Below are 23,953 nucleotides of genomic sequence, written 5' to 3'. Positions count from 1 at the left end.
CCGCGTGTGACGCACCCGGCCGCTCACACCGGCTGCGGGGCGCGGCCCGTCGTACGGCGTCGGCGTCGCTCCTCGGCACGGCCGGTGGCCCGGTACCACGAGGCGGCCACGACGACGGCCAGGGCCGCTTCGACCAGGTCGCCGCCGTAGTACATGAGCTGCGCCCCGGCGTGCAGGTCGGCGGGGCTGAAGACGGTGCCCGGGGGCGACGCCGCGTACAGCGTCCTGGCCAGCGCCGCGTGCGCCGCGCCGACGACCAGCAGACTCGCGCCCCGCACGCCCACGCTCCAGCGGCGGCGCACGGGTTCGAGCCGGCAGACGGCGAAGGTGAACAGCAGGCCGGCGACCAGGACGTGTACGTGGACGAGGGCGTGCAGCCACGGAGCGTCGCGCGCGGCGGCCAGGAGCGGGGTGCGGTACACCAACCAGAGCCCTCCGATGTCCAGGAGGCCTGCCACCGGGGGGAAGAGGAGCCATCCGATCGGGCGGGAGCGGACGAGCGCCAGCAGTGCGCGTCGCGGCGCACCGGAGGGCAGGACGCGCAGGGCGAGGGTGACGGGGCGGGCCACCGCGAGCAGCAGCGGGGCCGCCATGGCGATGATCAGGTGCTGCGTCATGTGGGCGGTGAACGGGCCGCCGGGCGGCTCCCCCGTGACCGCCCAGAGCAGAGCGGCGCCGCCGGCGGCGAAGGACACGTCGCGTCCCCGGCTCCAGAGGTCCCCGCGCCGTCGTAGCCGGCGTGCCGCGAGGAAATAGGCGGCGCAGGCCGCCGGCACGGCCACTGCCGTGACCGCTTCGAACGGGCCGGGACCGGCGGCCGGGCCGGGATGGGAGTGCGCGAGGATCACGGCGCCGACTCCCCCGCGCCGCCGCGCCGTGCCCGGACGGCCAGCGCCGCGCCGCCCAGCAGCAGGACCAGCGCGGCCGCGTTCCAGGCCCAGTCGTACGGAGTGACGTCCACGCCGTACCGGATCTGGTGCAGGCGCAGGAGCTTGTGGTCCACGATCCCGTCGAACAGCTGGAAGAGGCCCAGCCCCAGGCAGAACCCGGCCCGGGCATGGCCCCCGGCCAGGGTCCGGCGCCGCCGGAGATCGGCGTAGAGGAAGAAACCGGCGACCAGGGCCAGCAGCTCGGCGGTGTGCAGCAGGCCGTCGGACAGGAGGCCCACGCCGCTGGTGGAACGGTCGTAGAAGTGGTGCCATCCCAGGATCTGGTGGAAGACGATCTCGTCGACGGCGGCCATGACCGCCATGCCGATCAGCCCGCACACCAGGAGCGAACGCCGCGGCTCGGGCGGCGCCCCCGGTGTCGTGGGTGTGGGGGCCGGTGAACTCATGGGGACTGCCTTCCGCCGCGCTTGAATGGGTCTGCTGACGGATACGCCTACCCCGTTCGGCCGGTAGCCGCATGGGCATCCGGCCGGCGGGGAAGGCGCCTCGCTGACCGCACCCCGCTCGACCTACCCGAACGGCCGGTCCGGGACGAGGCCCGGACCGGCGAGGAACGGTGGCACCGATGGAGCCGAGACGACCCAAAGCCCTTCGCGACGCGGCGCTCGACGCCCCGGCGGAACGCGTGCACCCGTCACACCGCGCCGGCGGTGGACCGGGCGCGGAAGGCCGCCGCGACCGGCCCGTGAGCGCGCCGCAGGCGCCCGCGCAGGGTGTCGCGCCCGGGCCGGAGGACCTGCGGGAGCTGGCGGACTGGGTGCGCATCGCGTCCGTCTCCAGCGACCCCGACCGCGCCGACGACGTACGGCGCTCCGCCCACTGGCTGGTGGAGGCGATGCGCCGGACCGGCGTGCCTCGTGCGGAGATCTGGGAGACCGACGGCCTCCCGGCCGTCTACGCCACCTGGCCCGCGGCCGACCCCGGCGCACCGGTCCTGCTGGTCTACAGCCATCACGACGTCCACGCCGTCGACCCCGGCGAATGGCGGGTCACCGAGCCGTTCTCGCCGCTCCTGCGGGACGGCCTGCTCCACGGCCGGGGGGCGTCGGACGCCAAGGGCCAGATCATGGCCCATCTGTGGGCCCTGCGCGCGCACATGGCGCGGCGCGACGCTCCGGCGGTGACGGTGAAGTACCTGATCGAGGGGGAGGAAGAGATCGGCTCGGTGCACCTGGCCGACCTCCTGTCGGAGCACGCCGGTGATCTGGACGCGGATCTCGTGATGGTGTCCGATTCGATGCTGTGGTCCCTGGAGGAGCCCACGGTGTGCGTCACGGTGCGCGGGTCGGTCACCGCCTCCCTCACCGTCCGCGGCGCCGACCGCGACCTCCACAGCGGCGCCGTGTCCGGCGCCGCCGCGAACGCGGCGGTCGAACTGGGCCGCCTGGTCGGCCTGTTGAGCGACGCGTCGCACCGCGTCACCCTGCCCGGCTTCTACGACGCGGTGGCCGAACCCGGCCCGGACCTGCGCGCCGGCATCGACGCCCTGCGCTTCGACCTGGCGGACTGGCGGGCCCGTACCGGCACCTTCGACGCCCCCGGCGAGAAGGGGTTCACGGTGCCCGAGCGCCTGTGGACCCGCCCCTCCGCCGAGGTCGCCCGCCTCACGGCCGGCCGTACCGACGCCCCGGCACTGGGCCTCGTCCCGGCGGAGGCCGGCGCCGACCTGCTCTTGCGGCTCGTACCCGATCAGCGGGCCGACGAGGTCGCCGACCAGTTGCGCGCCTGGCTGGCCGGGCACCGGCGGCCCGGCTTCAGCTACGACCTCGACGTCTCCTCCACCATCTCGGACCCCTACCGGACCCCGGTCGGCCACCCCGCGCTCGCCGCTCTCACCCGGGCCGTCAGCGATGCCTACGGGTCCCCCGCCCGGCACATCGGCAACGGTGGCGCGGCTCCCGCGGCGCAGCTCGCCCGCGCCTGCGAGGGACCGGTGCTCTTCTTCGGTACCGGCCTCCCCGAGGACGGCTGGCACGGCCCCGACGAGCGCGTCGCGGTCCGGGCCCTTCGCCTCGGGGTAGGCGCGCTGGCCCGCTTCCTCGACACCGTGCCCGCGCGTCCCTGACCGGTCGGCGGCGGACTACGTGAGGGCGGTCATCACCTCCCGCGCCGCCCGCGCGCCTTCGGTGGCACCGCCTTCCATGAAGCCCTGGAAGTCGTAGCTGCAGTGTTCGCCGCCGATGTGGACGTTGCCCTGGGCGGTGCCTTCGTAGCGTGCGTAGCGGTGCAGGTAGCCGGTGGGCCAGTAGGAGTAGGCGCCGAGCGAGTACGGGTTGCGGTGCCATGCGGACAGCTGGGCGCGTCCGGTCCAGGCGGAGCCTGTGTGCGGGAAGAACGCGTCGATCCCGGTCAGCATGCGCTGGGCGAGGTCCCGTACGTAGGGGTCGCTCTCGGTGGCGAAGGGGGTCGCGGGGGTGAGGGACCCGGCGAGGCTGCCGCCGCCGTACTGGAGGAGGATGCCGCCGGTGCCGGGCTGGACCTTGGTGGTGTCCCAGGTCTGCTGGACGGCGGAGTCGGTGAAGCAGTCTCCGGCGGAGATGCCGGGCCAGGGGCCGGTGCCGCGCCAAGGACGGCTGCTGAACTGCATGTTGAGCTTGGTGCAGTAGCCCATCCGCGCGTCGCGGAGCAGATCGCGCATGAGGGGGTCGAAGCCCGCCCGGGTGGTGTCGATGCGCTGGAGGACCGGGAGCGGGAGGCACAGGACGGTGTGGTCGGCGGTGGTGGTGCGGGTGGCGCCGGAGTCGTTGAAGGTCAGCGTCTGGGTGCCGTCGGCGTTGGCCCGTACGGCGAGCAGTTCGCGGCCCATGACGATCGATCCGGTGGGCAGGGCGGAGGCGATGGCGTGCGGAAGGCGGTCGTTGCCACCGGTGATGTGGTAGCGCTCGTTGGACAGGCCCCAGACGTTGAAGTTTCCCGGGTTGGGCTGGTAACCCATCAGCAGGACGAGGGCGAGTGCGGACTGGGCGGTGGTGTCGGCGCCGTATTCGACGGTGTAGGCGACGTCGATGAAGCGGCCGAGCCGCGAGCCGTGGCCGCCGGGGACCCGGCTGTCGATCCACTCGTACAGGCTCATGTTGTCCAGGGCCGTGCCGGTGGGGGTGGTGGTGTTCCAGCTGACTTCGCCGGAGTCCTGCAGGTCCCGGTGCAGGGCCTGGTAGACGGCCTTGAAGTCCTCGTCGGCCTGGGTACGGGAGTAGTACGCGCCGCCCAGCCAGAGGACTTCCTCCGCGCCGTTGGGGCCGCCGCCGAGGAAGTCCTCGGTGGGCAGGTTGAAGCGACGGCACAGTTCGAGGATCTTCTTGTGGCTGGTGTCGATGAGCTCGCCGCCGATTTCGGAGGTCTGCCCGTACGCCCAGTGGTCGCGCTGGGTCCACATCCGCCCACCGACCCGGGACGGGTTGGCCTCGTAGAGGGTGCAGGGGATGCCGGCGTCCTTCAGCGTAAGGGCGGCGGTGAGGCCGGAGATGCCGGCGCCGACCACGGCGACGCGGGCGGAGGTCAGCGGCTTCTTGCCGGGGGCCGGCTCGGCGGCGTGCGCGGGCGCGGGCCCGGCCGCCGAGACGGCGACGGCCGTGCCCAGGCCGAGGGCGGCGGCCCGGGTCAGGAGTTCGCGGCGGCTGGAGCCGCGGACCTCCGCGGTCGGCATCCGCAGGCGGTCGGCGGCGGCGCGGTCGGCGGCGAGGCGGCGCAGCGCATGCATGAGGGGCGTACGGGCCATGGCGGAGCTCCTAGACGTTCGCGGCGGGCGAGGACGGGGACGTGGAGCGGGAGGGGGTCTCGGCGGGAGCGGCGGGCTCGGCCGGATCGGTGGGCTCGTCGGCGTCGGTGCGCTCGGTGGCGTCCTCCAGGACGATCCGGCCGATGACCTCGTAGCGTTCGGGAGCTCTGACCTTGAGGTAGAAGCCCAGGCCGAGGCCGCCGAGGAAGACCGCGCCGACGATCCAGGGGATGAGGGTGAAGACGACGGAGCCGGCTGCCGTGCCGGCGGCGGTCTCCATGTTCAGGACCAGCAGGACCACGACCGCGGTCATGCCGATCCCGCCGAGCAGCGGCGCGGTGAAGGTCCTGAACCAGTGCCGGTCCTCGGGGTGGTGCGTGCGGAAGTAGCCGATGACGGCGAAGGAGCACAGGGTCTGGACGATGAGGATGGCCATCGTGCCGAGGATCGCGAGGAGGGTGTACAGGTGCAGGTAGGGGTCCTGCCCGGTGAGCCAGAAGCCGGCGACGATGGTGGTGGCGATGGCGCTCTGCACGACGGAGGCGAGGTACGGGGATCCGTGCCGGGGGTGGGTGTGGCCGAGCTTCGGCGACAGGAAGCCCTCGCGGCCGATGGCGTAGAGGTAGCGGGCGGCGCACTGGTGGAAGGCCATGCCGCAGGCGAAGGAACCGGTGAGCAGCAGCCACTGGAAGGCGTTGACGGCCCAGGGCCCGATGAAGGTCTGCGTGGGGGCGAAGAAGAGGTCGAGGGGGCTGGCGGAGGCGGACAGCTCGACGGACTTGGCGAGGCCGTTGCCGGAGATGGTCATCCAGGAGACGTAGATGTAGAAGAGGCCGACGCCGACCACGGAGATGAGGGTGGCCTTGGGGATGACCCGCTTGGGGTCCCGGGACTCCTCGCCGTACATGGCGGTGGACTCGAAGCCGACCCAGGACCAGAAGGCGAAGAAGAGGCCGAGTCCGGCGGAGGTGCCGGTGAAGGCGTTCCTCGGGTCGACCGGTTCCAGCGGGATGCCGTCCGGGCCGCCGCCCGCGAGCAGCACGGCGGTGGCGACGGCGAACAGGACGGCTATCTCGCCGATCAGCATGACGCCGAGCGCCTTGGCGGTGAGGTTGATGTCGAAGTGCGCGAGGACGGCGGTGACGCCGAGCATGGCGGCCGCGTAGAGGATCCACGGGAGGTCGACGCCGAGCTGGTCGTGGACGGTCGTCCGGGCGAAGTAGGAGAAGACGCCGACGATCGAGGCCTCGAAGACGATGTAGGCGAGGACGGCGAGCATGCCGGAGGCCATGCCCGCGATCCGGCCGAGCCCGTGGGATATGTAGCCGTAGAAGGCTCCGGCGGCCGTGATGCGCTTGGCCATGGCGACGTAGCCGACGGCGAAGACCGTGAGGACGAGGGTGGCGAAGAGGTAGCCGGCCGGTGCGCCGGTGCCGTTGCCGAAGCCGACGGCGATCGGCAGGTTTCCGGTCATGGCCGTGATCGGTGCGGCGGTCGCCACCGCCATGAAGACGACGCCGACCAGGCCGACGGAGTTGGCCTTCAATCGCTGGACGGGCGGCGCGGTGGGAGCGGGTGACGATCCGTCGGTGATGCCGTCGCTCATGGGGCCTCTTTCCTTGTGAGGGCGCCACTCTCTCCCCGGGTGACCCACGCCACAATCGGCAGGGAGTCCGGTTATCGCCCCGCAGACCCGACGGGTTGTCGGGGACATGACGAGCTTTCCCCTTTCCGTGACCGCCGCGTGATCCAGCTGGAATCCGAAGGGGGCGGTACCGGCCATTCCGCTTCACGCGTACGCAACTTCGTTCAAAACAGGTTAAGTTGACCTCCCGCCCAGCGGGAGCGGCAACCCCGAGAGACAGAAACAGGCATGCACGCGAAGAACGAACCGGGGCAGGTACCGTCGGCGTCCGGTGGGGGCGGGGCGCCCGCGCGGGGCGTGGGCGGGCACCAGGACACCCCGGAAGCGGCGCGGTGGTTCGAGGCCCTCGCGTCGTACGCCCCCGCGGCCGGCTTCATCCGCGACGGGCAGGGCCGGTACCTGTGGGTGAACGCCGCCTACGCCCACCTCTACGGGATGGAACCGCACGCGGTCGTCGGCCGGACGGTCGAGGAGATCGACGCCCCCGACGACGCCGCCATGTTCCGGGCCCTGGACCGCGACGTGCTGGCGTCGCGCCGGCCCGTCCGGCACACCCTCGTCTTCCGGCACCCCGACGGGACGCCCCGGCAGGTGACCGGGCACCGGTTCGTCCTGGACCTCGGCCAGGGCCCCCGCGTCGGAGGCATCTACACGGACGTCACCGACCAGGCCCGGGCCCTGGAGGACAAGGCCGCCGCGGTGGAGGAACTGCACGCCCTGTGGGAGCGGTCGGGCCTCGCGATCGTCACCCTGGACCTGCGCGGCCGCGTCCAGCGGGTCAGCGGGGAGGTCGCGGCCCTGCTCGGAGGCGACCGCGCCGCGCTGGAGGGCAGCCGCGCCCTGGGGCACGTGCGCGGGGACGGCCGGGCGGTGCGCCGCGCGTGGGCCGACCTCGTCGCCGGAAAGGCGTCCCGGCGCACCTGTTCCGTGGTCTGCGCCACGGCGTCCGGCGAGAGCAAGGTGCTCCGCGCGGATCTCGCGGTCGTCCGGCGCCAGGGGGCTCCCGACCGCGTCTCGGCCGTACTGACCTCGCACAGCGCCGCGTTCGGCGCGCCCGTCCCGACGAGCCCCGTGCAGCTACGGGTCCTCTCCCTGATGGCCGGCGGCCGCTCCAACGCGGCCATCGCCGCCGACCTGGGACTCTCGCGCCAGGCCCTGGACTACCACCTGCGCCGGCTGCGCGTCGCCCTCGACGCGGACTCGCGCCCCGCCCTGGTGGCGCGCGCCTACACCCTCGGCATCCTCGACCCCCGGGTCTGGCCGCCGCGCGCGGCCGTCCCGCCGTATCAGGGCTGACCGGCGGCCGGATGCGCCCCCTCCCGGCGCAATCGCCGCAGGACGACCCCCACGACGAGCAGCAGCAGGCAGGTGCCCGCCGCCGCGTGCACGAGGAGGGCGTCGAGGCGGTCCGCCGCCAGGTAGGCGCCGACCGCCAGCGCCACCAGTGCGCACACGCCGCGGTCGATGATGGACTCCACCGACAGCAGGGTCGCCCGGTAGGGGGTCGGCGGGATCGCCGCGTTGATCAGGTTGCGCTGCACCGGGTACGCGAGGCCCGCCGCGGCGGCGAACACGCACAGCCACACGATCGTGCCGAGGCTCCCGGCCAGCGTCGTGGCCGCCAGGGTGACGGCCATCACCACGCTGAGGGCGGTCACCACCGTGGTGTCGGAGACTCTGCGGCGCAGCCAGCCGGTCCTGGCCGAGCCCACGGCCTCGGCGACCGTCATGGCGGACAGCACCGCACCGTGGTCGGCGACCGGGAGGTGCTTTTCGAGGAGCAGTGGCTGGAAGAGGTTGACCTGGCAGATGCGGGCGAGGGTGAACACGGCCACGCCCTGCACCATCAGCGGCCCCAGCGCCCGTGAGGTGCGGAGCACCTTCGCGGCCTGGCGGGCCGAATCGAGGAGCCCGGCGCGCTCGGCGGGCGGATCGCCGCCCCCGCGGGGAGCCGGGATCGACGGGCGGGACGTGAGCGCGGGCAGGGCGGCCGCGCAGGCCAGCGAACCGAGCGCGGAGACGGCGGTCAGCACGTAGGGGGCTTCGTGCCGGACGTGCATCAGGACGCCGACCAGCGGCCAGCAGGCGATCTTGGCCCAGAGGCCCAGCGCGCGGGCGGTGCCCTCCGCCTGGACGTAGTGGTCCTGCGCGCCGTGCTCGTGCAGGTACTCGTACAGGTAGGCGCTGGAGGCCCCGGACACCAGCGAGCGGGCGACGGCGATGGCCAGGAAGTGCGCCATGAAGCCCGCGAAGGACGGCGAGGCGACGGGGAGGAGGTTCGCCGCGATCATCGCGGCGGCCCCGAGCTGCATGCAGCGGCGCTGTCCGATGCGGTCGGCGATGAAGCCGGTGGGTATCTCCAGCAGGCAGAACGCCACGTAGTACACGCTCTGGATGCCGAAGATCTGACTGTCCGACAGGCCCGCCTGCTTCTGGTACTGGTAGAAGACGGGCATCCACCACAGCAGGTTGAACAGCAGCTGGAACCCGTTGTTCAGCCGGATCACGCGGAGCACCGCGGCGGGCGGCCGGACGCGGCGTTTCACGCGGGTGGGCAGGGAGAGGGGCATGGAGGTGACCTTCGGGTGGGACGACGGTGCGGCCGTGGACGTGCGGACGGATCAGGCGCTGTACGGGCGCAGCTGGAGGATGCGCAGCTCGCCCTCCGGCCCGAGCAGCCACTCGATGTCGAGCGGTCCCGCGAAGGTGTAGTCCGTGGCGAAGTGGGACTGGAGCAGGCGCCCCGCCAGTGCCAGCCGGCCCAGGTGGGCCCGCGTGTCCTGGGGCAGGTCCTCGGTTGCCGCGCCCAGCGAGAGGGTGCGGCCGCCGCCCTCGACCGTGTTGTACAGGTACTGCAGCGGCATCGTCCGGCCGTCGACGACGTCGGCGGTGGATCCGTGCGCGCAGTTGAGGTACACGTTGCGGAAGTCGGCCCGGTTGGTCGGATTGCAGGTCACCATGACGCCCCCGAGCGGGGACGGCTCGTAGCGCTGGACGATCACCCCCATGTAGGTGTCGTCCAGGGAGATGCCGGCCTGGTGGCGCAGCCGCACGCTGCGCGGGGAGAGCAGTGAGGCCCAGACCTGGCGGATGGCGTCGAGCACTCCCGGCAGGTCGGCGACCTTGGTGTGGGATTCGTAGATCCCGGCGGCGGAGAAGCCCGGCAGGTCCTCGGCGTTCGAGGAGGACCGCACGGCGAAGCGGCCGGTGCCCGCCAGGTGTTCGACCAGCTGCGCGTCCAGGGCCTGCACCAGGTCCTCGGGCACCGGGAGGGTGCGTACCAGGTGCTGCAACTGGAGGCAGACCGTGTCGGCGGCGTCCAGGGAGTTCAGCTCCAGGGCCATCTTCAGCTTGCCGATGCTCTGCTGGACGGCCGGTGAGGAGTCCAGGAAGCGCTGCTGGACGGAGAAGGGAATGGCGATGCCCGCCGGCGCCTGGATGTGCCGGGAGAGGAACTCGCTCGCGTACTGGGCGAGTTCGCCGCCGTCGGGCATGTCGAGCCGGGCGGCCAGGTGGCCGAGCAGGTCGGCCCGGGGCGGGCGGGGCACGGAGTAGTAGCCGGTCAGCCGGGACGAGCCGTGGCGCAGGACGTGGTGCAGTTCGCCGAGGTTGGCCGCTTTGGTGCCGTAGCGGTTGCGGTCGCCTGCGCGTAAGTCGGAGAGCGGCACGAGGGGAACGTCCGTCACGTGCGGCGCGTCGAGGCGGATCCGCTGCGTGTGCCACGTCGGTTCGGCGAGGTCCGCGGGCTCCTCGGCGCGCTCGATGACGAACCCGTCGGCGGTGACCTCGTACCGGACCCAGGCACCCTCCAGCTTCTCGTCGGCGATCGTGTCGAGGACTCCGCGGACGATGGCGTTGGGGATGCCCCACCCGGCCGCCAGCATATTGGTGTGCGACAGCGGGGTGGTGGGCTGGGCGTTGACCAGGCCCGCGAGGCGCGGGATGTCGTCGGGGACCACCGGCATGGCGACGATGTCGTACCAGGTCAGGTCCGCGCGGGCGGCCAGGTACTCCTCGCGCGAGGCGAAGGCGCGGAGCCGGCCGGTGGCCGAGGCGAGCGTCAGCGGCACGAACGGCGCGGTCGCCATGAGCGCGTGGCCGCGCGCCCGGGGCACCACGGTCTCCGGCACCGCCGCGAGGGCGCTCTCCTGCCCGTGGTTGGCCGGTTTCACCAGCAGTTCCAGCGCGGGATCGAGGTGGGCCCGTACGAAGGAATGGAACTCGATCAGCAGCTCCGCGCCCATGGTGTCGGCCTCGGTGGTCTCCAGGACCATGAACGGCTCGTCGCGCTCCGGGCCGCCCCGGGAGTGCAGCGACAGTACGCCGAGCAGGAATCGGCGCTCGGGGTTCTGGTAGACGTCGTGGTTGAACTGGTCCAGCTGGGCGTCGAGTTGCTCCAGGGTGAGGCCCTGGATCTCGGTGGCTATGTAGTTGACGTGGAAGGAGTGCACAGCGCTGTCGAGGATGTGCCAGAGTCCCTGGTCGCGGTCCACGACGACCTTCACGTACGGGTGCCCGCCCAGCACCCCGGCCAGCCGCTCGAAGAGGGGCAGCGTGAGCAGGGTGTCCACGGCGGCGCCCCGGGGGGCGGGCGCGGCGGTGGTGGTGGCTGCTTCGTTCGTGTGCGTCATGCGGTGCTCCCGGGCGTCGAGCGGTCGGCGGAGGGGGCGGGGGGCTCGGTGGGGGCGGCGGACGGGGCGGTGAGGGCGTTCGGCAGGGCGGCGAGGATGCGGCCGCAGTCGGCCAGCAGCTCCGGTGCGGACCGCGCGGTGAGGAAGCACAGGGCGGCCATGGAATTGGCTCCGCCCGCCTCCTCGTAGGGCGGGACGGGGCTGCCGGGCGCGAGGCTGTGTTCGCGCACCGGCTCCACGCGGGATCCCGGTGCGAGGAGGGCGGGCCAGTCGACCGCCTCGAAGTCCCAGGCCGGGAGCTCGGTCCAGGGTCGGCCCTCGGGGTCGACGGCGAGGATGACGAGCGATCCGGCGGCGCCCTCCCCCTCGGTCAGCATCCGCTCCGGGTAGGCGACGTCCCGGCCGAGCAACTGGCGCACCAGCATGCCGATCATGTCGAGTCCGAAGACGGCCTCCACCTGGCGGGTGGTCATGACGCCGCCGAACCGGGCCGCGGTCTCGATCAGCCACATCTCCCCGTCCGCACCGAGCTTGATCTCGGTGTGGGTGGCGCAGGTGTCGAGTCCGAGCGCGTCGACGGCGGCGCGCGAGACGTCCTCGATCCGGCGCTGCAACGCCTCGGGGAGGTCGACCGGAGCCAGGCTCGCCCGCTCGGTGAAGGGCGCGACGGTCGGCATCCGCCCGGTGATGCACAGCGGGTGGTAGCGGCCGTCGGCGACGATCCCCTCCACGCTGACGTAGTCGCCCCATTCGGGCCGGTCGAACCAGTGGGAGGCTTCCCCCGTGACGATCTCCTCCAGCAGGAAGTCGCTGACGCCCTCGTCCGCGGCGTGCAGCTCGGCGTAACCCTGCGCGGACGAGGCCTCCATGACGGAGCGTCCGGTCTTCCAGGCCTCCTCGGCCTGCTGTTCGTTCCAGACGGTCAGGTGGGCCGTGGAACCGGCGCTCCAGGCGGCCTTCAGGAGGAGCGGCGGCCTGAGGGTCTCGAAGGCGGCGGCGATGTCCTGCGGGGCGTGGATCTCCGCGAACCCCGGCACGGGCACCCCCGCGTCACGCCAGATCCTGCGCATCAGCCGCTTGTCCCGCGCCCCGGCGACCCGCTCGCCCGCACCGCGCAGGCCGAGCCGGAGGCAGGCGTGGGCGACGGCCACCACCGCGTACTCCGACAGGGTGAGCACCGCCTCGGCGCCGACGCGGCGGGCGTGGGAGCAGATCAGATCGACCAGTTCCACCCCCTCCCCCGGCGGGGCCGTGGTGACCGACGCGCATCCGGGCAGCCACACCGACTCGGTGATCCGGGGCAACGGCGCGAGCGCCAGGACGTGCACCTCGGCGTGGGCGGCGATGCGCGGGAGCGCGTACTCCAGGGGAGGGCCCCCCTTGGCATAGACGAAGAGGATCGGGGTCATGGTGCTCCTGGGTCGAGTGGGACGCCGAGTGCACTACGGCGTCGTCGGCGGACGATCCGTACGCGGTGTCACCGCGCACGGACCATGGGTAACTAGACCACGCCGGAAAACGGCGGACGCACAGATGTACGCCTACTCAGTTAGGCGTTCGCCAAACAACCGTGCGCACCAAGTGGGGCCGCTATGGAGCTGTTTCAGCCAACGGGCGGGGCCCGCAGACGATGTCTGCGGGCCCCGGCGCCACCTCTCCCCCGTCGCCGCTACGGGGCCGGCGGCTGCTGGCCGCCGGAGGTGTGCCGTACTTCCTCGGCGGTGTCGCGGCCGGCATCGCGCAGTCCTTCGGCCGTCTCCCGGCCGGCGCTCTGCGCGTGCTCGGTGGTGGTGGTGACGGCGTCCTGTGCGGCGCTCTTCACGGATTCCACCGCCTGGGCGGCCGGCTCCCTGAGCTCGTCGCGGACTTCCTGGCCCGCCTGGAGGGCCGACTGCTTGACCGGTTCCAGCAGTTCGCCGGAGTGCTCGCGCAGCTGCTGTCCCGCTCGCTCCTCGGCCTCGGTGGTGGGCAGGAGGGCGGCCGCGAGCATTCCGGCGCCGAAGGCCATCAGGCCCGCGGCCAGCGGGCTGCCCTGGGTCTGCCGCTTGATCTGGGCGGGGGCCTGCTGGACGGCCTCCTGCACCTGCTGGCCGGCGTCCCTGCCGGCGTCCGCGATGCTGCCGGTGGCCTGGTGCAGGCTTCCGGAGGTTTCGTGTGCCGTCCCCATCACGCGCTCCTTCACTCCGCTCACCTGCTGCCGCATCGAGTCGACCTTGCGGCGCGCGACCTTCCGCGGGGTCATCCTGTCCGCGAGGAGGTCGACGTTGCGGGCCAGGTGCGCGCGCCGGTACTCCACGTCGTTCCTCAGTTCGTCAGGTGTCGTGCCCATCGGGCGTCCTCCTTCAGCGTCTCCACGGTCTGTTCCGGCTTGAGATTGACGGCGCGCATGCGCTTCCGGCCCATCGAGTACAGCACCGCCCCCACCGCTGCCCACAGGACCGTGACGATCAGCGCGGCCAAGGCGAGGTCCATCACGTTGGCCAGGGCGAACACGACGGTGAGACTGCCGAGCAGCAGCACCAGGTGTCCGGCGTAACCGGCGCCCCCGAGCATGCCGACCGCTTTCCCGGCCTTGGCGGACTCCTGCTTGATCTCCGCCTTCGCCAGTTCGATCTCGTCCCGTACCAACTGGGACAGGTCCTGGCCGATCTCGCCGATGAGGTCGCCGATGGACGGGTCACCGGCTGCTGCCGGAGGGGGAGCGGCCGGGGCGGTGGGCCGTTCCTGCGAAGAGAGGGCCACGTCAGATCCCCTCTCCGGTCCGTCCGGGGGCGCCTCCGTACTGCGGCGTGCCCGTCGGCGGGTACGGCGGAGGCGTCGGGGCCGGTGTCACGTGCGGAGGCTGGGACTGGCCGTAGGTGTCGAGCGGGTCCGCGTAGCCCGTGGGGTAGCCGCGGGGGTCCGCGCCCGGCAGGTCCGCGGAGCCGGCGCTCGGCACGGCGCGCGGCCGGTCGGCGGCGGGGGTGGCGGGTGCGGCGGCCCGGCTGCCGTCCTCGTGCTCGGACGAGGCGGCGGCGCTGACGCCCTTGCCCGCGCGTGCGACCACGAAGCCGGCCAGAGCGGCGCCCGCGAGGAAGACCCCCGGGCGACGGCGGGCGAAGCTCTGCAGGTCGCTGACCAGACCGTCCGGCCCGCGCTTCTCCATGTGGGCGGCCACCTGGTGGCCACCGTCCGCTATCTGGTGGGCGACGCCCGTCATCGTCGAGTCGGGCTTGCCGTTCTCGGCCATGTCCCGCAGTTCCTGCGAGAGCCGGCGCACGTTCTCCGCCAGGCGCTGCGTCTGCGTCTCGGCCTGGCCGGTCAACTGCGTGCGCAGCTCTCCCACCAGGTCGCGCGCCTGCGCCGAAGCCTCGCCCACGACGTTCGCGGCCTGCTCCTTGGCCGTGCCACCCACCTGGGCGGCCTTCTCGCCGACCAGTGCGGCGCTCTCCCCGGCCTTGTCCTGAACGGTGTGCGCTACTGCCGTCGTCCGGCTTTCCTCTTGACGGCTCGCATCCTGGAAGTCACTCAAGGCTCCTCCTCATGAATTCGATCGGTTCAACCGTTCCACGGGGCGCTTGCCCAGCTTTCGGCCGAGCACCCACGGTGCCCGGCACCGTTTTCACCCGAGCGGCAGCTGAGCGGGACACGCCGCACCCAGCCGGGCCGGGGGTGCCTGCCGTCGGCCTCCGGGGCCGCCTCACGCCGCCTGGTCCATCCTGCGGAAACCGTGGTCCAGGTCTTCCAGGAGCCGGCTCGCGTCGGTCAGGAGGGCGCCCTTCAGTGCGGACACCGCGGCCTCGCGGTCCCGGCGGCCCGCGGGCTGCCGCTGGGCCCGCTCCAGCGCGGCGTGCGCCTCGTCAAGCGTCTTGCGCAGGAGGGCGGGGTCGGTCCGGCCCCGTCGGCCGACATCGTCCAGCGCGCGGGCAGCGGTGCGCAGCAGCGCCGTGTAGGCGGTGCGGAACGAGGGCGACAGGGCCGCGTGGTCGCCACTGGACAGGGCGTGGTCGAGGCTGCGGCTGGCCGAGCGGAGGTGGTCCAGGCAGCGTTGGGCGACGTCGAGCGCCGTGTGCGCCCGCGTCAGGGCCTGTTGGGCGTCCTCGATGCTGCGCCGCGGGTTGAGGCGGCTGTTCTCCCTCTCGGTGTCGACGGCCTCCCGGATGCGCTCGGCCTCCGCCGACAGAGTGCGCCAGTCGGTCCGCAGCCGCTGGACCCGGTCGGCGTCCGGGGCATCCGCTTCGAAGGCGTCGGCCAGGTCTGCCAGGCGCTGCTCGATCCCCGTGAACAGGTCGGCCACCGCTTGCTGGCGCTCAAGGGTGTGCCGGGCGGGTGCCAGCACGAGGTGCGCGGTGGTCCCGCAGGCGACACCTATGCCGACGGACGCGACGAGAGGGCCGATGTAGTCGATCCGGCCCTGGCCGGAGGAGAAGGCGAAGAATCCGACGATGGCGACCTGCGTGCCGTGTGCGCCCAGCGGACGCAGCCGGCCGACCGCCAGGGCCAGCAGGGTCAGCAGTCCGAAGGACCAGCCGTGGATGCCGATGGCGGCCGCGAGGGCCGCGGCCAGGGCGGCCCCGACCGTCATCGCGAACAGGTACTGCGCGCAGTCGCGCAACGACCGGTACACCGTGGCTTGCAGCGCGACCAGCGCGGTGAACGGGGCGAAGGTCGACACCGTCGGCGGAAGGAGGTAGCGGGCCAGTACCCAGGCGGTCATCGCGGCGACCACCGTCTTCCCGCCCAGCACGAGGTCGTCGCGCTCGGTGCCGGGACGGCGGACCCCCCGCCGCACGTACCGGGCCGCTTCCCGTATCGATCTCCACAGCGTTTCCCACGTGGGCATGTGCCACCTCCGGGCACCCGCCTGCCCGGAGGTGGACGACCCACACGCGCAACGCGGCTACGGGACCGCCGTGGGGCGGGTCGAGGGCGCCAGCGGGCGGCCGCGCGGGACCGGGACCGAAGGAGCGAGTGCGCTGCCCGACGACGGCACCCGGGCCTGCCCCTGGCGGAGCGGGCGGCCCGGGTGGACCGGCCCGGCGTCAGCCGGGCACGGCGTACGACTGGTGGTGCGGGGGCCGTGGGCCCGTCTCAGTTGCCGATGCCGGAGCTGCCGATGCCCGAGTTGCCGATGCCGTGGCTGCCGATGCCCGAGTTGGCGATGCCCGCGTTGCCCAGACCCCAGTTGCCGACCCCGGCGTTGCCGACGCCGTGGTTGTAGGCCCCCGCGTTGCCGACACCCGAGTTGCCGATGCCGGCGTTGCCGACGCCGTCGGCGCTGGCCGCACCGGCGCCGCCGATGGCCAGCACGGCCGCGGTGCCCAGCGCGGCCGTCACGCGGAGAAGAGTCGTGCCCATAGTCCTGTACCTCCTATTTTGGGATGATCTGCCCCTTACCTCTACCACGCGGCCGTACCGGATACGGGGATGCATGTCCGCGATGTCCCCCCGATGCCGTGCCCGGCGGACGACGGCGTGCGGGGCGCGGCTACGCGGCCGGGAGGAGATCGGCGAGGAGGGCGGCGAATTCCTCGGGGCCGAGGATGCGGATGCCCAGCTCTTCGGCCTTGGCGCGCTTGGAGCCGGCCTTCTCGCCCGCCACCACGAGCGTGGTGCGCTTGGACACCGACGAGGACGCCTTTCCGCCGGCCTGCTCGATCAGCTCGTTCATCTCGTTGCGGGACAGCGACGCAAGGGGGCCGGTCATGGACCCGGTCACCACGACGGCCTCCCCCGCCAGCGGGCCGCCCGCCGCCTCGCCGCCGGTCGCGCCCGGCGCGCCCGGCGCCTCGCCGTCCGCAGTCGCGCCCTCGGCGTCGTCGGGCGAGGTCGCGGGCTTCTGCGGCTCGGTGACCTGCGTGCCCACCTGCTGGGCCTGGAGCTTGTCGAGGAGCGGGGCGAGTTCGACGAGTTCGGCCGCGATGACGCGGGCCTTCTCGGCGCCGATGCCGCCGACCTCGGCCAGCGCCTCGGCGTCGGCGGCCCGGATCGCGGCCATCGAGCCGAAGTGCGCGGCGATCCGGCGCGACATCGTGCGCCCGGTGCCGCGGACTCCCAGGGCGCAGAACACGCGGTTCAACGCGGCCCCGCGGGCACTCTCGATCGCCGCCAGGAGGTTGGTCGCGCTGGTCTCCCCCATCCGCTCCAGCCCGAGGAGCTGCTCGCGGGTCAGCGTGAACAGGTCGGCGACGTCCTTGACCAGTCCGGCCTCGACCAGCTGGATCGCGCGGGTGCCGCCGAGGCCTTCGATGTCGAGCTGGTCCCGGCCGGCCGCGTAGATCACCGAGGCCACGGCCTGGCAGCCGCGGCCGCGCACGCACCGCCACCGCTGCTCGGAGGTGTCGATCGCATCGCCACACCGGGGGCACGCCTCGGGGAAGGCGATCGGGCTCTCGGCGCCGGTGCGCTGGTCGGCCAGCGGCGCCTCGACCCGGGGGATCACGTCGCCCGCCCGGTACACGAAGACCAGGTCGCCGATCATGAACCCGCGACGGGTGATGTCGGCCGGATTGTGCAGTGTGGCGTAGGTGACCGTCACCCCGTCGATGACCACCGGTTCCAGGACGGCGCGCGGGGCGATGATCCCGGTGCGGCCGACGTTCCACTCGACCGCCAGCAGGCGCGTCACCTTGTGTTCGGCCGCCAGTTTGCGGGCGACCGCCCATCTGGGGGCGCGCGAGCCGTTGCCGGCCTGCCGCTGGTCCTCGGCGGTGTCGGCCTTGACGACGACGCCGTCGATGCCGAACGGCAGCTCTCCGCGCAGGCCGGCGATCACCTCGACGCGTTCCTGCACCTGCTCCACGGTCTCGCACAGCGTCGGGGCGGCGGCCGTGCTCGCCGCGGTGTTCGCGCCGAGCGCGGCCAGCTTCTCCAGGAGAGCGACGTGGCCGAGCTCTCCCAGACCGATCCCGCTGTAGGCGAAGAAGGTCAACTCGATCCGGTACGGGCGGTCCTTGGCCCGCAAGGTGCCGGCCGCTCCGCTGCGCGGGTGGGCGAAGGCGGTGGCCTCGTGGGCGAGCCGGATCCGGTTGGCCTCCTCGAACTGCGCGGTGGTCAGCAGTACTTCGCCGCGCAACTCCACGTCGATCGGCTCGGTGAGAACCGGCGGCAGCCCGAGGACGGCGTCGGCGGCGTGGGTGATGTCCTCGCCGGCCAGGCCGTCGCCGCGGGTGAGGACCTGGACGAGCCGGCCGGCCGCGTACCGGGCGGCCACCGCGAGGCCGTCGAGCTTCGGCTCCACGCACCACCCGGCCACCGGGCGCCCGAGGCGCCGTTCCAGTCCTGCGGCCCACTCGGCGAGTTCGTCGGCGTCGAAGACGTTGTCGAGGGAGAGCATCGGCACCGAGTGCGGCACGTCGCCCTGCACGGCTCCGCCCGCCACCTTCCCGGTCGGCGACTCGGCGAGCGCCTCGTCCGGGTGGGCCTCCTCGTAGGCGGCGATGGCGCGCAGCAGCGCGTCGTACTCGTCGTCGCCGAGCGGGGTGGTCCCGTCGCCGTAGTACGCGGCCGACGCCGCCAGGGCGGTGGTCACGGCCTGCGCGTAGGCGGCAGGAGAGAGCAGGGCGCTGTTTTCGGTCATGGACGTCATCATCGGGCCCGGCACTGACAACGCCACCTCCCGACGCCGCCACGGGTTGTGACCTGCGCGGATGCCGCTCGTTCGGAGGTGCGGCGCGGCCCTCACCGGCTGAGCGCACGGCGGGTATCGTCGTCCGGTCACGGGCGGCAGTCGCGCCGCCCGTTCAACCCAGGGGTGCCCACATGACTGATCCGACCCGCATGACCGATCCGACCCACACGACGACCGATCTGGCTGCGCTGCGGGCCGGCCTCGCCTCGGGTGAGCACCGGTTCGCCGACACCTTGGCCTTCGTCGCCGAGCACTACACGTATCAGCCGCAGGCCTTCCGCAACGGCGAGCTGGACAATGCCGCGGGGACGAACGAGGGGTCCTGCAAGACCCTGGGGCTGGCCCTGCTGGAAGGGCTGAGCGACCAGGAGGCGCTGCTGGCCTTCGGTGAGCACTACCGCGATGTACTGGCGACGCCGGACGGCACCGACCACGGCAACATCCGCAACCTCATGGCCCACGGTCTGGGAGGCGTGAGCTTCGCCGGGCAGCCGTTGGCCCGCCGAAGCCGAGCGGTGGCATCCGGATCAGCGTGACCGTCCCCCGAACGCCGCAGCGCCCCCTCTCGCCCCGGACGGGGAGAGGGGGCGCCTTCGTGCGCCGGGAGGTCAGTCCAGCGGCAGCGACTGGTGCGCGGCGACGATCGCGTCGATGCGCTTCGCGAGGTCGAAGTCCGCGTCGGTCAGCCGGTTCCCGGAGTCGGGCGTGGTGATCGAGACCCGCAAGTGGTCGATGCGCAGGTCGAGATCGGCGTGGTGGCCGATCCGCCGGGACCGGTCGGCGATCGTGACGATCGCGGCCACCGCGGCGTGGTAGCGGATCGGATACGTGCGGGTGATCGCGTTGTCTATCTGCTCCCACCCGGTCAATCTTGCCAGGTGCTCGGCGATCTGCTCGTGCGTCATCGGCTGCGGTGCGCCCATGTCAGCTCCCCTCGTTCACGGGCACCGGGCTCTCGGCGACGTCCCGGTACCGGCCTACCGGGGCATCGTGTCACGGGCGCACGCCCGACCCGCAGTTGCCCCGTTCACGGCGAAACCGCGGCGGGTGGCGCCCGGAGCGCACTACGGAGCGCGCGCCGTCTCGATGCTGTCGGTGACGAGGAACAGGTCACGCGCCTGGGTCAGTTCGAGGACGCGCGCCAGGGACAGGGGCACCGGACCGACGATGACCAGCTCGCAATTGCGCCGCAGCCGGAACATCTCGTTGAGCATGGAGGAGTCGGCGAAGGTGATGTGGCTGACGTCCAGCACGATGCGCCGGATGGCGGGATCACCGAGGGCCGCGCTGCCGGCTTCACGGACGGGCCCCAGGGTCTGCTGGTCGAACTCGCCGAAGCACACGATGACGCGTGACCCGTCGTAGAGGTCCGGGAGGACCAGGACGTGCTGCTCGCGTGGCTCCCTCTCCTGGCGCGGCGGGCTGGAGCCGTACATACCGGCCCGTTTCAAGTCGTGGATGATCGCCCACGCGAGGTCGTCGGGGTTCGGCTCGTCCGGATGGACCGCGGCCAGGTACGAGGCGATTCGGGCGGCGATCGCCTTGGCCGCTTTCGCGTCGCTCATCTGTGCCCCCTGCTGCTTTCTGCCGCGTCGGCACGCGAGCGGCTGTGGGGAGGGAGTGCCGTGGTTCAGCATGTCATTGCCTCGTACCCCCTGTCGGCCGAGCCAAAGGAGGGTGCCCGGTTGCCAGAACGGTGACGGATGGAGGATGGTTGCCATAAGGAAAGTATTCTTCTTCGAGGCTGTGAGGTGAGGGGTTCGCTCAGCGGGCCCTCAGCGATGTGGTGATTCCCACCCAGGAAGCCGCCCCCGCGGGGCGCGCACCGTGGATCCAGGCCCCCTACCCGGTCATCGCGGCCGACGGTCAGGGAACTCTCACGTTCACCAACGAGGTGGCCGGCCTCCTGTTCCCCCGGGCACGGCCGGGGGCGGTCATGGCCGACGTGGTGCCCTCCTGGCTGTCCTCGGCCCACACGCGCCGCTGCGCACCGGCCGCCGCCGACGCGGAGCCAGGGCCGGACGTCCGCGTCGAAGGCTCCGTCGGCGAACGGGCGTACGAGGCGCATCCGACGGTGCGCACCGACGGGACGGTGGTGTGGTGGCTGGTCGACGACACGGACCACCGGCTGGCTCGTGAGGCGCTGCGGATCGAACGGGAGCGCACGGCCTTCCTGGGGGAGGCGTCGAACCTGCTGCTCTCCTCGCTGAACCTGGACCGGTGCGTGGAGGTCACGGCCCGGATGGCCGCCGAGCACCTCGCGGACGCGGCGCTGGTGGTGGCGCCCTCGCACGGGCGGGACCTGCCGGTCGTGACCTGCGTGCGGGGCGGGTCGCCCAGGTCCTCCCGCGTGGCGGACCGGGCGGAGGTGGTACCGGGGCTGGCGGAGGCGCTCCAGGGGTTCCCGCCCGTTCCGTCGCGGTGGATCGACCCCGCGAGCGCTCCGGCCTGGCTGGTTCCGGAGGATTTCGGGGCGGTGGGGTCGATCGTGATCACGCCGCTGCCCGGGCACGGCGTTCCCGCCGGCGCCCTGGTCCTGCTGCGCCGTGCGGGTGGTACCGGGTTTTCCGAGGGGGAAGAGGTCTTCGCCCGGCTGTTCGCCGCGCGGGCGGGCGCCGCGATGTCGGCCGCCGGGCTGTACGCCGAGCAGGCCTCGATAAGCGAGACGCTGATGCGCGAGCTGCTGCCCCCGCTGCTGCGCCAGGTCCACGGCGTGGACTACGCGGGCGGCTACCGGCCCTCGCAGGACCACGAGCGGGTCGGCGGGGACTTCTACGACGTCCACCCCGCCGCCGTCGAGGGGGACGCCTCGCTGGTCGTCCTCGGCGACGTGTGCGGCAAGGGCCTGGAGGCGGCGGTGATGACGGGGAAGATCCGCAACACCCTGCACGCCCTGCTGCCGATGGCGGACGACCACCAGCGCATGCTGAGCCTGCTGAACACCGCGCTGCTGAACACGCACCACGCCCGCTTCGCGACCATGGTCCTGGTGTCAGCTACGCGGGAGGGCAGCACCGTAGCGCTCCGGCTGACCAGCGCGGGCCACCCGGCCCCGCTGATCCTGCGCGCCGACGGCCGCGTCGAGGAAGCACCCACGCACGGCACCCTCGTCGGGGCGCTGCCCACGGTCAGCGCGGAGACGGCGGACGTGCGGCTGGCGGCCGGCGAGACGTGCCTGCTCTACACGGACGGGATCACCGAGGCCCGTGGCGGGCCGCTGGGCGATGCCATGTTCGGCGAGGCCCGGTTGCAGGAGCTGCTGGCGGAGTGCGCCGGGATGGCGGCGGAGGCCGTGGTGGAGCGGGTGCAGATGCTCGCCTCCGAGTGGGTGGGCACGGGCGCGCACGACGACATGGCCGTGGTGGCGATCTCCGCGCCCCGCACCCACCACCTGAGCGCGGTGGACGGACACACCCGGGGCCGGTTCACCGCCTGACCGCTGCGGAGGCCCTGCCGACGTTGTCATCCCTGGCGGGGCCCGCAGACGGTAGAGTTGAGTGACAGTTGCTTGACAGCAATATTTTAGGCAATGAAGCGGTTCACGGTCGGCGACGGCCGCGGCGCCGCTTCGTCGGCATCCGTCGAGCGCGTCAGCCTGTGCCGGCAGACCTCCTCGGCGAACCCGCACTGCCTAAGAGGCTCCCCGAAGGAAAGACGCGACGATGACGAACTTCCGTGCTGTGGAACGCGCCCTGCGCACCGCCGCACCCCACGACCTTCTGCACACGGTCCGCAGAGAACTCGTCGAGCACTACGGCGCGTACGAGGTCGACCTCCTGATGGCCGACTACAGCCTGAGCGTCCTGCAGCAGGTGACGGCGCTCCCCCACACCGCGGAGCCGCTGTCCGTGCAAGCCACCCCCGAGGGGCGCGCCTTCGGCAGCCAGGAGCCGTACGGACAGTCCGCGCAGGGCAATGCCATGGACCTGCACCTGCCGGTGACCGTACGGGGGGACCGGCTGGGCATCCTCACCGTGCGCATGCCGGAGCCGCTGTGCACCCCGGAGATCGTGTCGGAACTGACGGACGTCGCGGAGCTGCTGGGGCACGAGATCATCGTCGCGGAACGGGACACGGACCTCTACCTGCAGGCGCGCCGGGCCACCCGGCTCACCCTGGCGGCCGAGATGCAGTGGCAGTTGCTGCCCGGTCGGGCCTGCGCGCGGCCGGAGTACGCCATCGGGGCGCAGCTCGAACCCGCCTACGACATCCACGGCGACAACTTCGACTGGTCCACCACCGCGGAAACCCTCACCATGACCGTCACCAACGGCATGGGCCAGGGGATCCAGGCCTCGCTCCTGACCAATCTCGCGATCAACGCCCTGCGCAACGCCCGCCGGGCCGGTGTGGGCATCGCCGATCAGGCCGCCCTCGCGGATCAGGCGCTCCACGCCCAGTACCGCGGCCGGGAGTACGTCTCGACCCTCCTGCTGTGCCTGGAGCTGGCCACGGGCCACGGGCAGGTCGTGGACGCCGGCTCGCCCCAGCTGTGGCGGTACCGGGAGAGAACCGTGGAGCGGGTCCACTTCGAAGCACAGTTCCCCCTCGGCATGTTCGAGGAATCCCGGTACACGGTGCAGAGCTTCGACGCGCTCCCGGGAGACCGCCTGGTCTTCGTCAGCGACGGCGTCTACGGAGCCGCCGACAAGGGAGGGGTCGCCTACAGTGAACGCGCTCTGGCCCGCGCCATCCATGCGACCGCCCTGCTGCCCGCCGCCGCGGTGCCCCGCGCGATCCTGGAGGAGCTGACGGCCTACCGGGACGCAGCAGCCGAGGACGACGCGCTGGTCACGTGCCTGGACTGGTTCGGCCGGCCGGCGGCCGTCTGACCGCGGGGAATCCGGTTCACGCGGTGTCGGAGAAGTCGCGGGCCGCGCCCGGCGCCGCGCCGCGCTCCGGCGCCGCCGCGGCGCGGAAGGCGGCCAGGCCCTGGGCCAGGGCCTCGCGGTTCCGGGGGGACATCCGCTCCAGGACTTCGGCCGTCTGCCGCGCCCGCTGAATCCGGGTTCCCTCCAGAACGGCCCGTCCCTGCCGGGTCACGCTCAATTCGATCTCGCGGCGGTTCGTCGGGGCGCGCGTGCGCTGGATGAGGCCGGCCGCCTCCAGGCGGTCGCACAGACGGCTGATCGCCGGGGGCGCCGAACCGAGTGCCTCGCCGAGGTCCCGCAGGTTGATGCCGACCTGCTGTTCGATGACGGTCAGCGCGCGCATCTGCGACGGCGGGACCGCTCCCCCGGTGGTGGCGTCCTGCCCCGACCGCCACAGCACCTCGAGCAGTTCCACCACCGCGCAGGCGTCGAGGGCCCCCGACTCGTGGGCAGGAGGGTGGAAAGCTCTGGGCATCGCACCACTGTGTCACCTGGGCGCCCTTTTGTCAGGCCCAGTCGCTCGCGCACG

The 23,953-nt window shown here is 72.7% G+C and carries 21 protein-coding genes; 5 read left to right on the top strand and 16 right to left on the bottom strand.

The genetic code is table 11. The features are described from left to right. Positions 1–23: 23 nt before the first annotated feature. The gene (locus tag AC0693_RS12720; RefSeq protein ID WP_478801714.1) at positions 24–848 is read right to left on the bottom strand and encodes a cytochrome c oxidase assembly protein; all 825 of its coding nucleotides are present in this window, start codon (positions 846–848) and stop codon (positions 24–26) included. After that, positions 845–1,336, bottom strand: coding sequence for a DUF2243 domain-containing protein (locus tag AC0693_RS12715; protein ID WP_469316856.1), 492 nt, complete (start codon positions 1,334–1,336; stop codon positions 845–847). The genes AC0693_RS12720 and AC0693_RS12715 overlap by 4 nt, the downstream gene beginning before the upstream one ends. Before the next feature lie 179 nt (positions 1,337–1,515). Here AC0693_RS12715 and AC0693_RS12710 point away from each other — a divergent pair, with 179 nt between their 5' ends. Beyond that, the gene (locus tag AC0693_RS12710) at positions 1,516–3,015 is read left to right on the top strand and encodes a M20/M25/M40 family metallo-hydrolase (RefSeq protein WP_478801713.1); all 1,500 of its coding nucleotides are present in this window, start codon (positions 1,516–1,518) and stop codon (positions 3,013–3,015) included. 15 nt (positions 3,016–3,030) lie between these two features. Here AC0693_RS12710 and AC0693_RS12705 read toward each other — a convergent pair whose 3' ends face one another. Together AC0693_RS12705 and AC0693_RS12700 are read right to left on the bottom strand one after the other, a co-directional pair. Then, positions 3,031–4,668, bottom strand: coding sequence for a flavin monoamine oxidase family protein (locus AC0693_RS12705; protein WP_478801712.1), 1,638 nt, complete (start codon positions 4,666–4,668; stop codon positions 3,031–3,033). A gap of 10 nt (positions 4,669–4,678) precedes the next feature. Further along, positions 4,679–6,274 carry an APC family permease gene (locus AC0693_RS12700; protein WP_478801711.1) on the bottom strand — a complete coding sequence of 532 codons (1,596 nt, stop codon included), beginning with the start codon at positions 6,272–6,274 and terminating at the stop codon, positions 4,679–4,681. A gap of 267 nt (positions 6,275–6,541) precedes the next feature. On the opposite strand from AC0693_RS12700, the gene AC0693_RS12695 reads away from it, so the two are divergent. Next, positions 6,542–7,609 carry a helix-turn-helix transcriptional regulator gene (locus AC0693_RS12695; protein WP_469335189.1) on the top strand — a complete coding sequence of 356 codons (1,068 nt, stop codon included), beginning with the start codon at positions 6,542–6,544 and terminating at the stop codon, positions 7,607–7,609. Here AC0693_RS12695 and AC0693_RS12690 read toward each other — a convergent pair. The 9 genes from AC0693_RS12690 to ligA all read right to left on the bottom strand — a co-directional run bounded on the left by AC0693_RS12690 (position 7,600) and on the right by ligA (position 18,502). Beyond that, on the bottom strand, positions 7,600–8,883 hold the full coding sequence (locus AC0693_RS12690; protein WP_478801710.1) for an MFS transporter: 1,284 nt from the start codon (positions 8,881–8,883) through the stop codon (positions 7,600–7,602). The two genes, AC0693_RS12695 and AC0693_RS12690, sit on opposite strands and share 10 nt — an antisense overlap. A 51-nt stretch (positions 8,884–8,934) precedes the next feature. Next, the gene (locus AC0693_RS12685; RefSeq protein WP_478801709.1) at positions 8,935–10,944 is read right to left on the bottom strand and encodes a PEP/pyruvate-binding domain-containing protein; all 2,010 of its coding nucleotides are present in this window, start codon (positions 10,942–10,944) and stop codon (positions 8,935–8,937) included. Then, positions 10,941–12,353, bottom strand: a complete 1,413-nt coding sequence (locus AC0693_RS12680) for an ATP-grasp domain-containing protein (protein WP_469316848.1) — start codon at positions 12,351–12,353, stop codon at positions 10,941–10,943. The genes AC0693_RS12685 and AC0693_RS12680 overlap by 4 nt, the downstream gene beginning before the upstream one ends. A gap of 260 nt (positions 12,354–12,613) precedes the next feature. Beyond that, positions 12,614–13,273 (bottom strand): DUF3618 domain-containing protein, encoded by a 660-nt coding sequence (locus AC0693_RS12675; protein ID WP_469335198.1) that lies wholly within the window; start codon positions 13,271–13,273, stop codon positions 12,614–12,616. After that, entirely contained in the window at positions 13,249–13,686 is a 438-nt protein-coding gene (locus AC0693_RS12670; RefSeq protein ID WP_478801708.1) for a phage holin family protein, read from the bottom strand. The genes AC0693_RS12675 and AC0693_RS12670 overlap by 25 nt, the downstream gene beginning before the upstream one ends. A gap of 1 nt (position 13,687) precedes the next feature. Further along, entirely contained in the window at positions 13,688–14,455 is a 768-nt protein-coding gene (locus AC0693_RS12665) for a hypothetical protein (RefSeq protein WP_469316845.1), read from the bottom strand. 168 nt (positions 14,456–14,623) lie between these two features. Continuing rightward, positions 14,624–15,766 carry an FUSC family protein gene (locus AC0693_RS12660; RefSeq protein ID WP_478801707.1) on the bottom strand — a complete coding sequence of 381 codons (1,143 nt, stop codon included), beginning with the start codon at positions 15,764–15,766 and terminating at the stop codon, positions 14,624–14,626. Positions 15,767–16,014: 248 nt separating this feature from the next. Beyond that, a complete protein-coding gene (locus tag AC0693_RS12655; protein WP_469316843.1) occupies positions 16,015–16,281 on the bottom strand; it encodes a hypothetical protein in 267 nt (88 codons plus the stop codon). A gap of 130 nt (positions 16,282–16,411) precedes the next feature. Continuing rightward, on the bottom strand, positions 16,412–18,502 hold the full coding sequence (ligA, locus tag AC0693_RS12650; protein WP_478801706.1) for an NAD-dependent DNA ligase LigA: 2,091 nt from the start codon (positions 18,500–18,502) through the stop codon (positions 16,412–16,414). Positions 18,503–18,684: 182 nt separating this feature from the next. Here ligA and AC0693_RS12645 point away from each other — a divergent pair, with 182 nt between their 5' ends. Then, positions 18,685–19,089 (top strand): HopJ type III effector protein, encoded by a 405-nt coding sequence (locus AC0693_RS12645; RefSeq protein WP_478801705.1) that lies wholly within the window; start codon positions 18,685–18,687, stop codon positions 19,087–19,089. A 72-nt stretch (positions 19,090–19,161) separates the two neighbouring features. Here the strand turns inward: AC0693_RS12645 and AC0693_RS12640 are convergent, their stop codons facing one another. Then, complete coding sequence (locus AC0693_RS12640) at positions 19,162–19,476, bottom strand: 4a-hydroxytetrahydrobiopterin dehydratase (RefSeq protein ID WP_468469680.1); 315 nt, start codon at positions 19,474–19,476, stop codon at positions 19,162–19,164. 141 nt (positions 19,477–19,617) lie between these two features. Beyond that, entirely contained in the window at positions 19,618–20,118 is a 501-nt protein-coding gene (locus tag AC0693_RS12635; protein WP_478801704.1) for an STAS domain-containing protein, read from the bottom strand. A 218-nt stretch (positions 20,119–20,336) separates the two neighbouring features. Between AC0693_RS12635 and AC0693_RS12630 the strand changes: the two genes are divergently transcribed. Both AC0693_RS12630 and AC0693_RS12625 read left to right on the top strand, forming a co-directional pair. Next, positions 20,337–21,989, top strand: a complete 1,653-nt coding sequence (locus tag AC0693_RS12630; RefSeq protein ID WP_478801703.1) for a PP2C family protein-serine/threonine phosphatase — start codon at positions 20,337–20,339, stop codon at positions 21,987–21,989. Between the two features lie 226 nt (positions 21,990–22,215). Further along, positions 22,216–23,385: a PP2C family protein-serine/threonine phosphatase gene (locus AC0693_RS12625; RefSeq protein WP_469316839.1), complete on the top strand. Its 1,170-nt coding sequence runs from the start codon at positions 22,216–22,218 to the stop codon at positions 23,383–23,385. A 16-nt stretch (positions 23,386–23,401) separates the two neighbouring features. Here AC0693_RS12625 and AC0693_RS12620 read toward each other — a convergent pair whose 3' ends face one another. After that, complete coding sequence (locus AC0693_RS12620; RefSeq protein ID WP_469316838.1) at positions 23,402–23,899, bottom strand: MarR family winged helix-turn-helix transcriptional regulator; 498 nt, start codon at positions 23,897–23,899, stop codon at positions 23,402–23,404. Positions 23,900–23,953 lie beyond the last annotated feature (54 nt).

The sequence above is a fragment of the Streptomyces sp. NPDC043876 genome (assembly GCF_056435825.1).
This window is presented reverse-complemented; position numbering and strand designations above follow the sequence as displayed.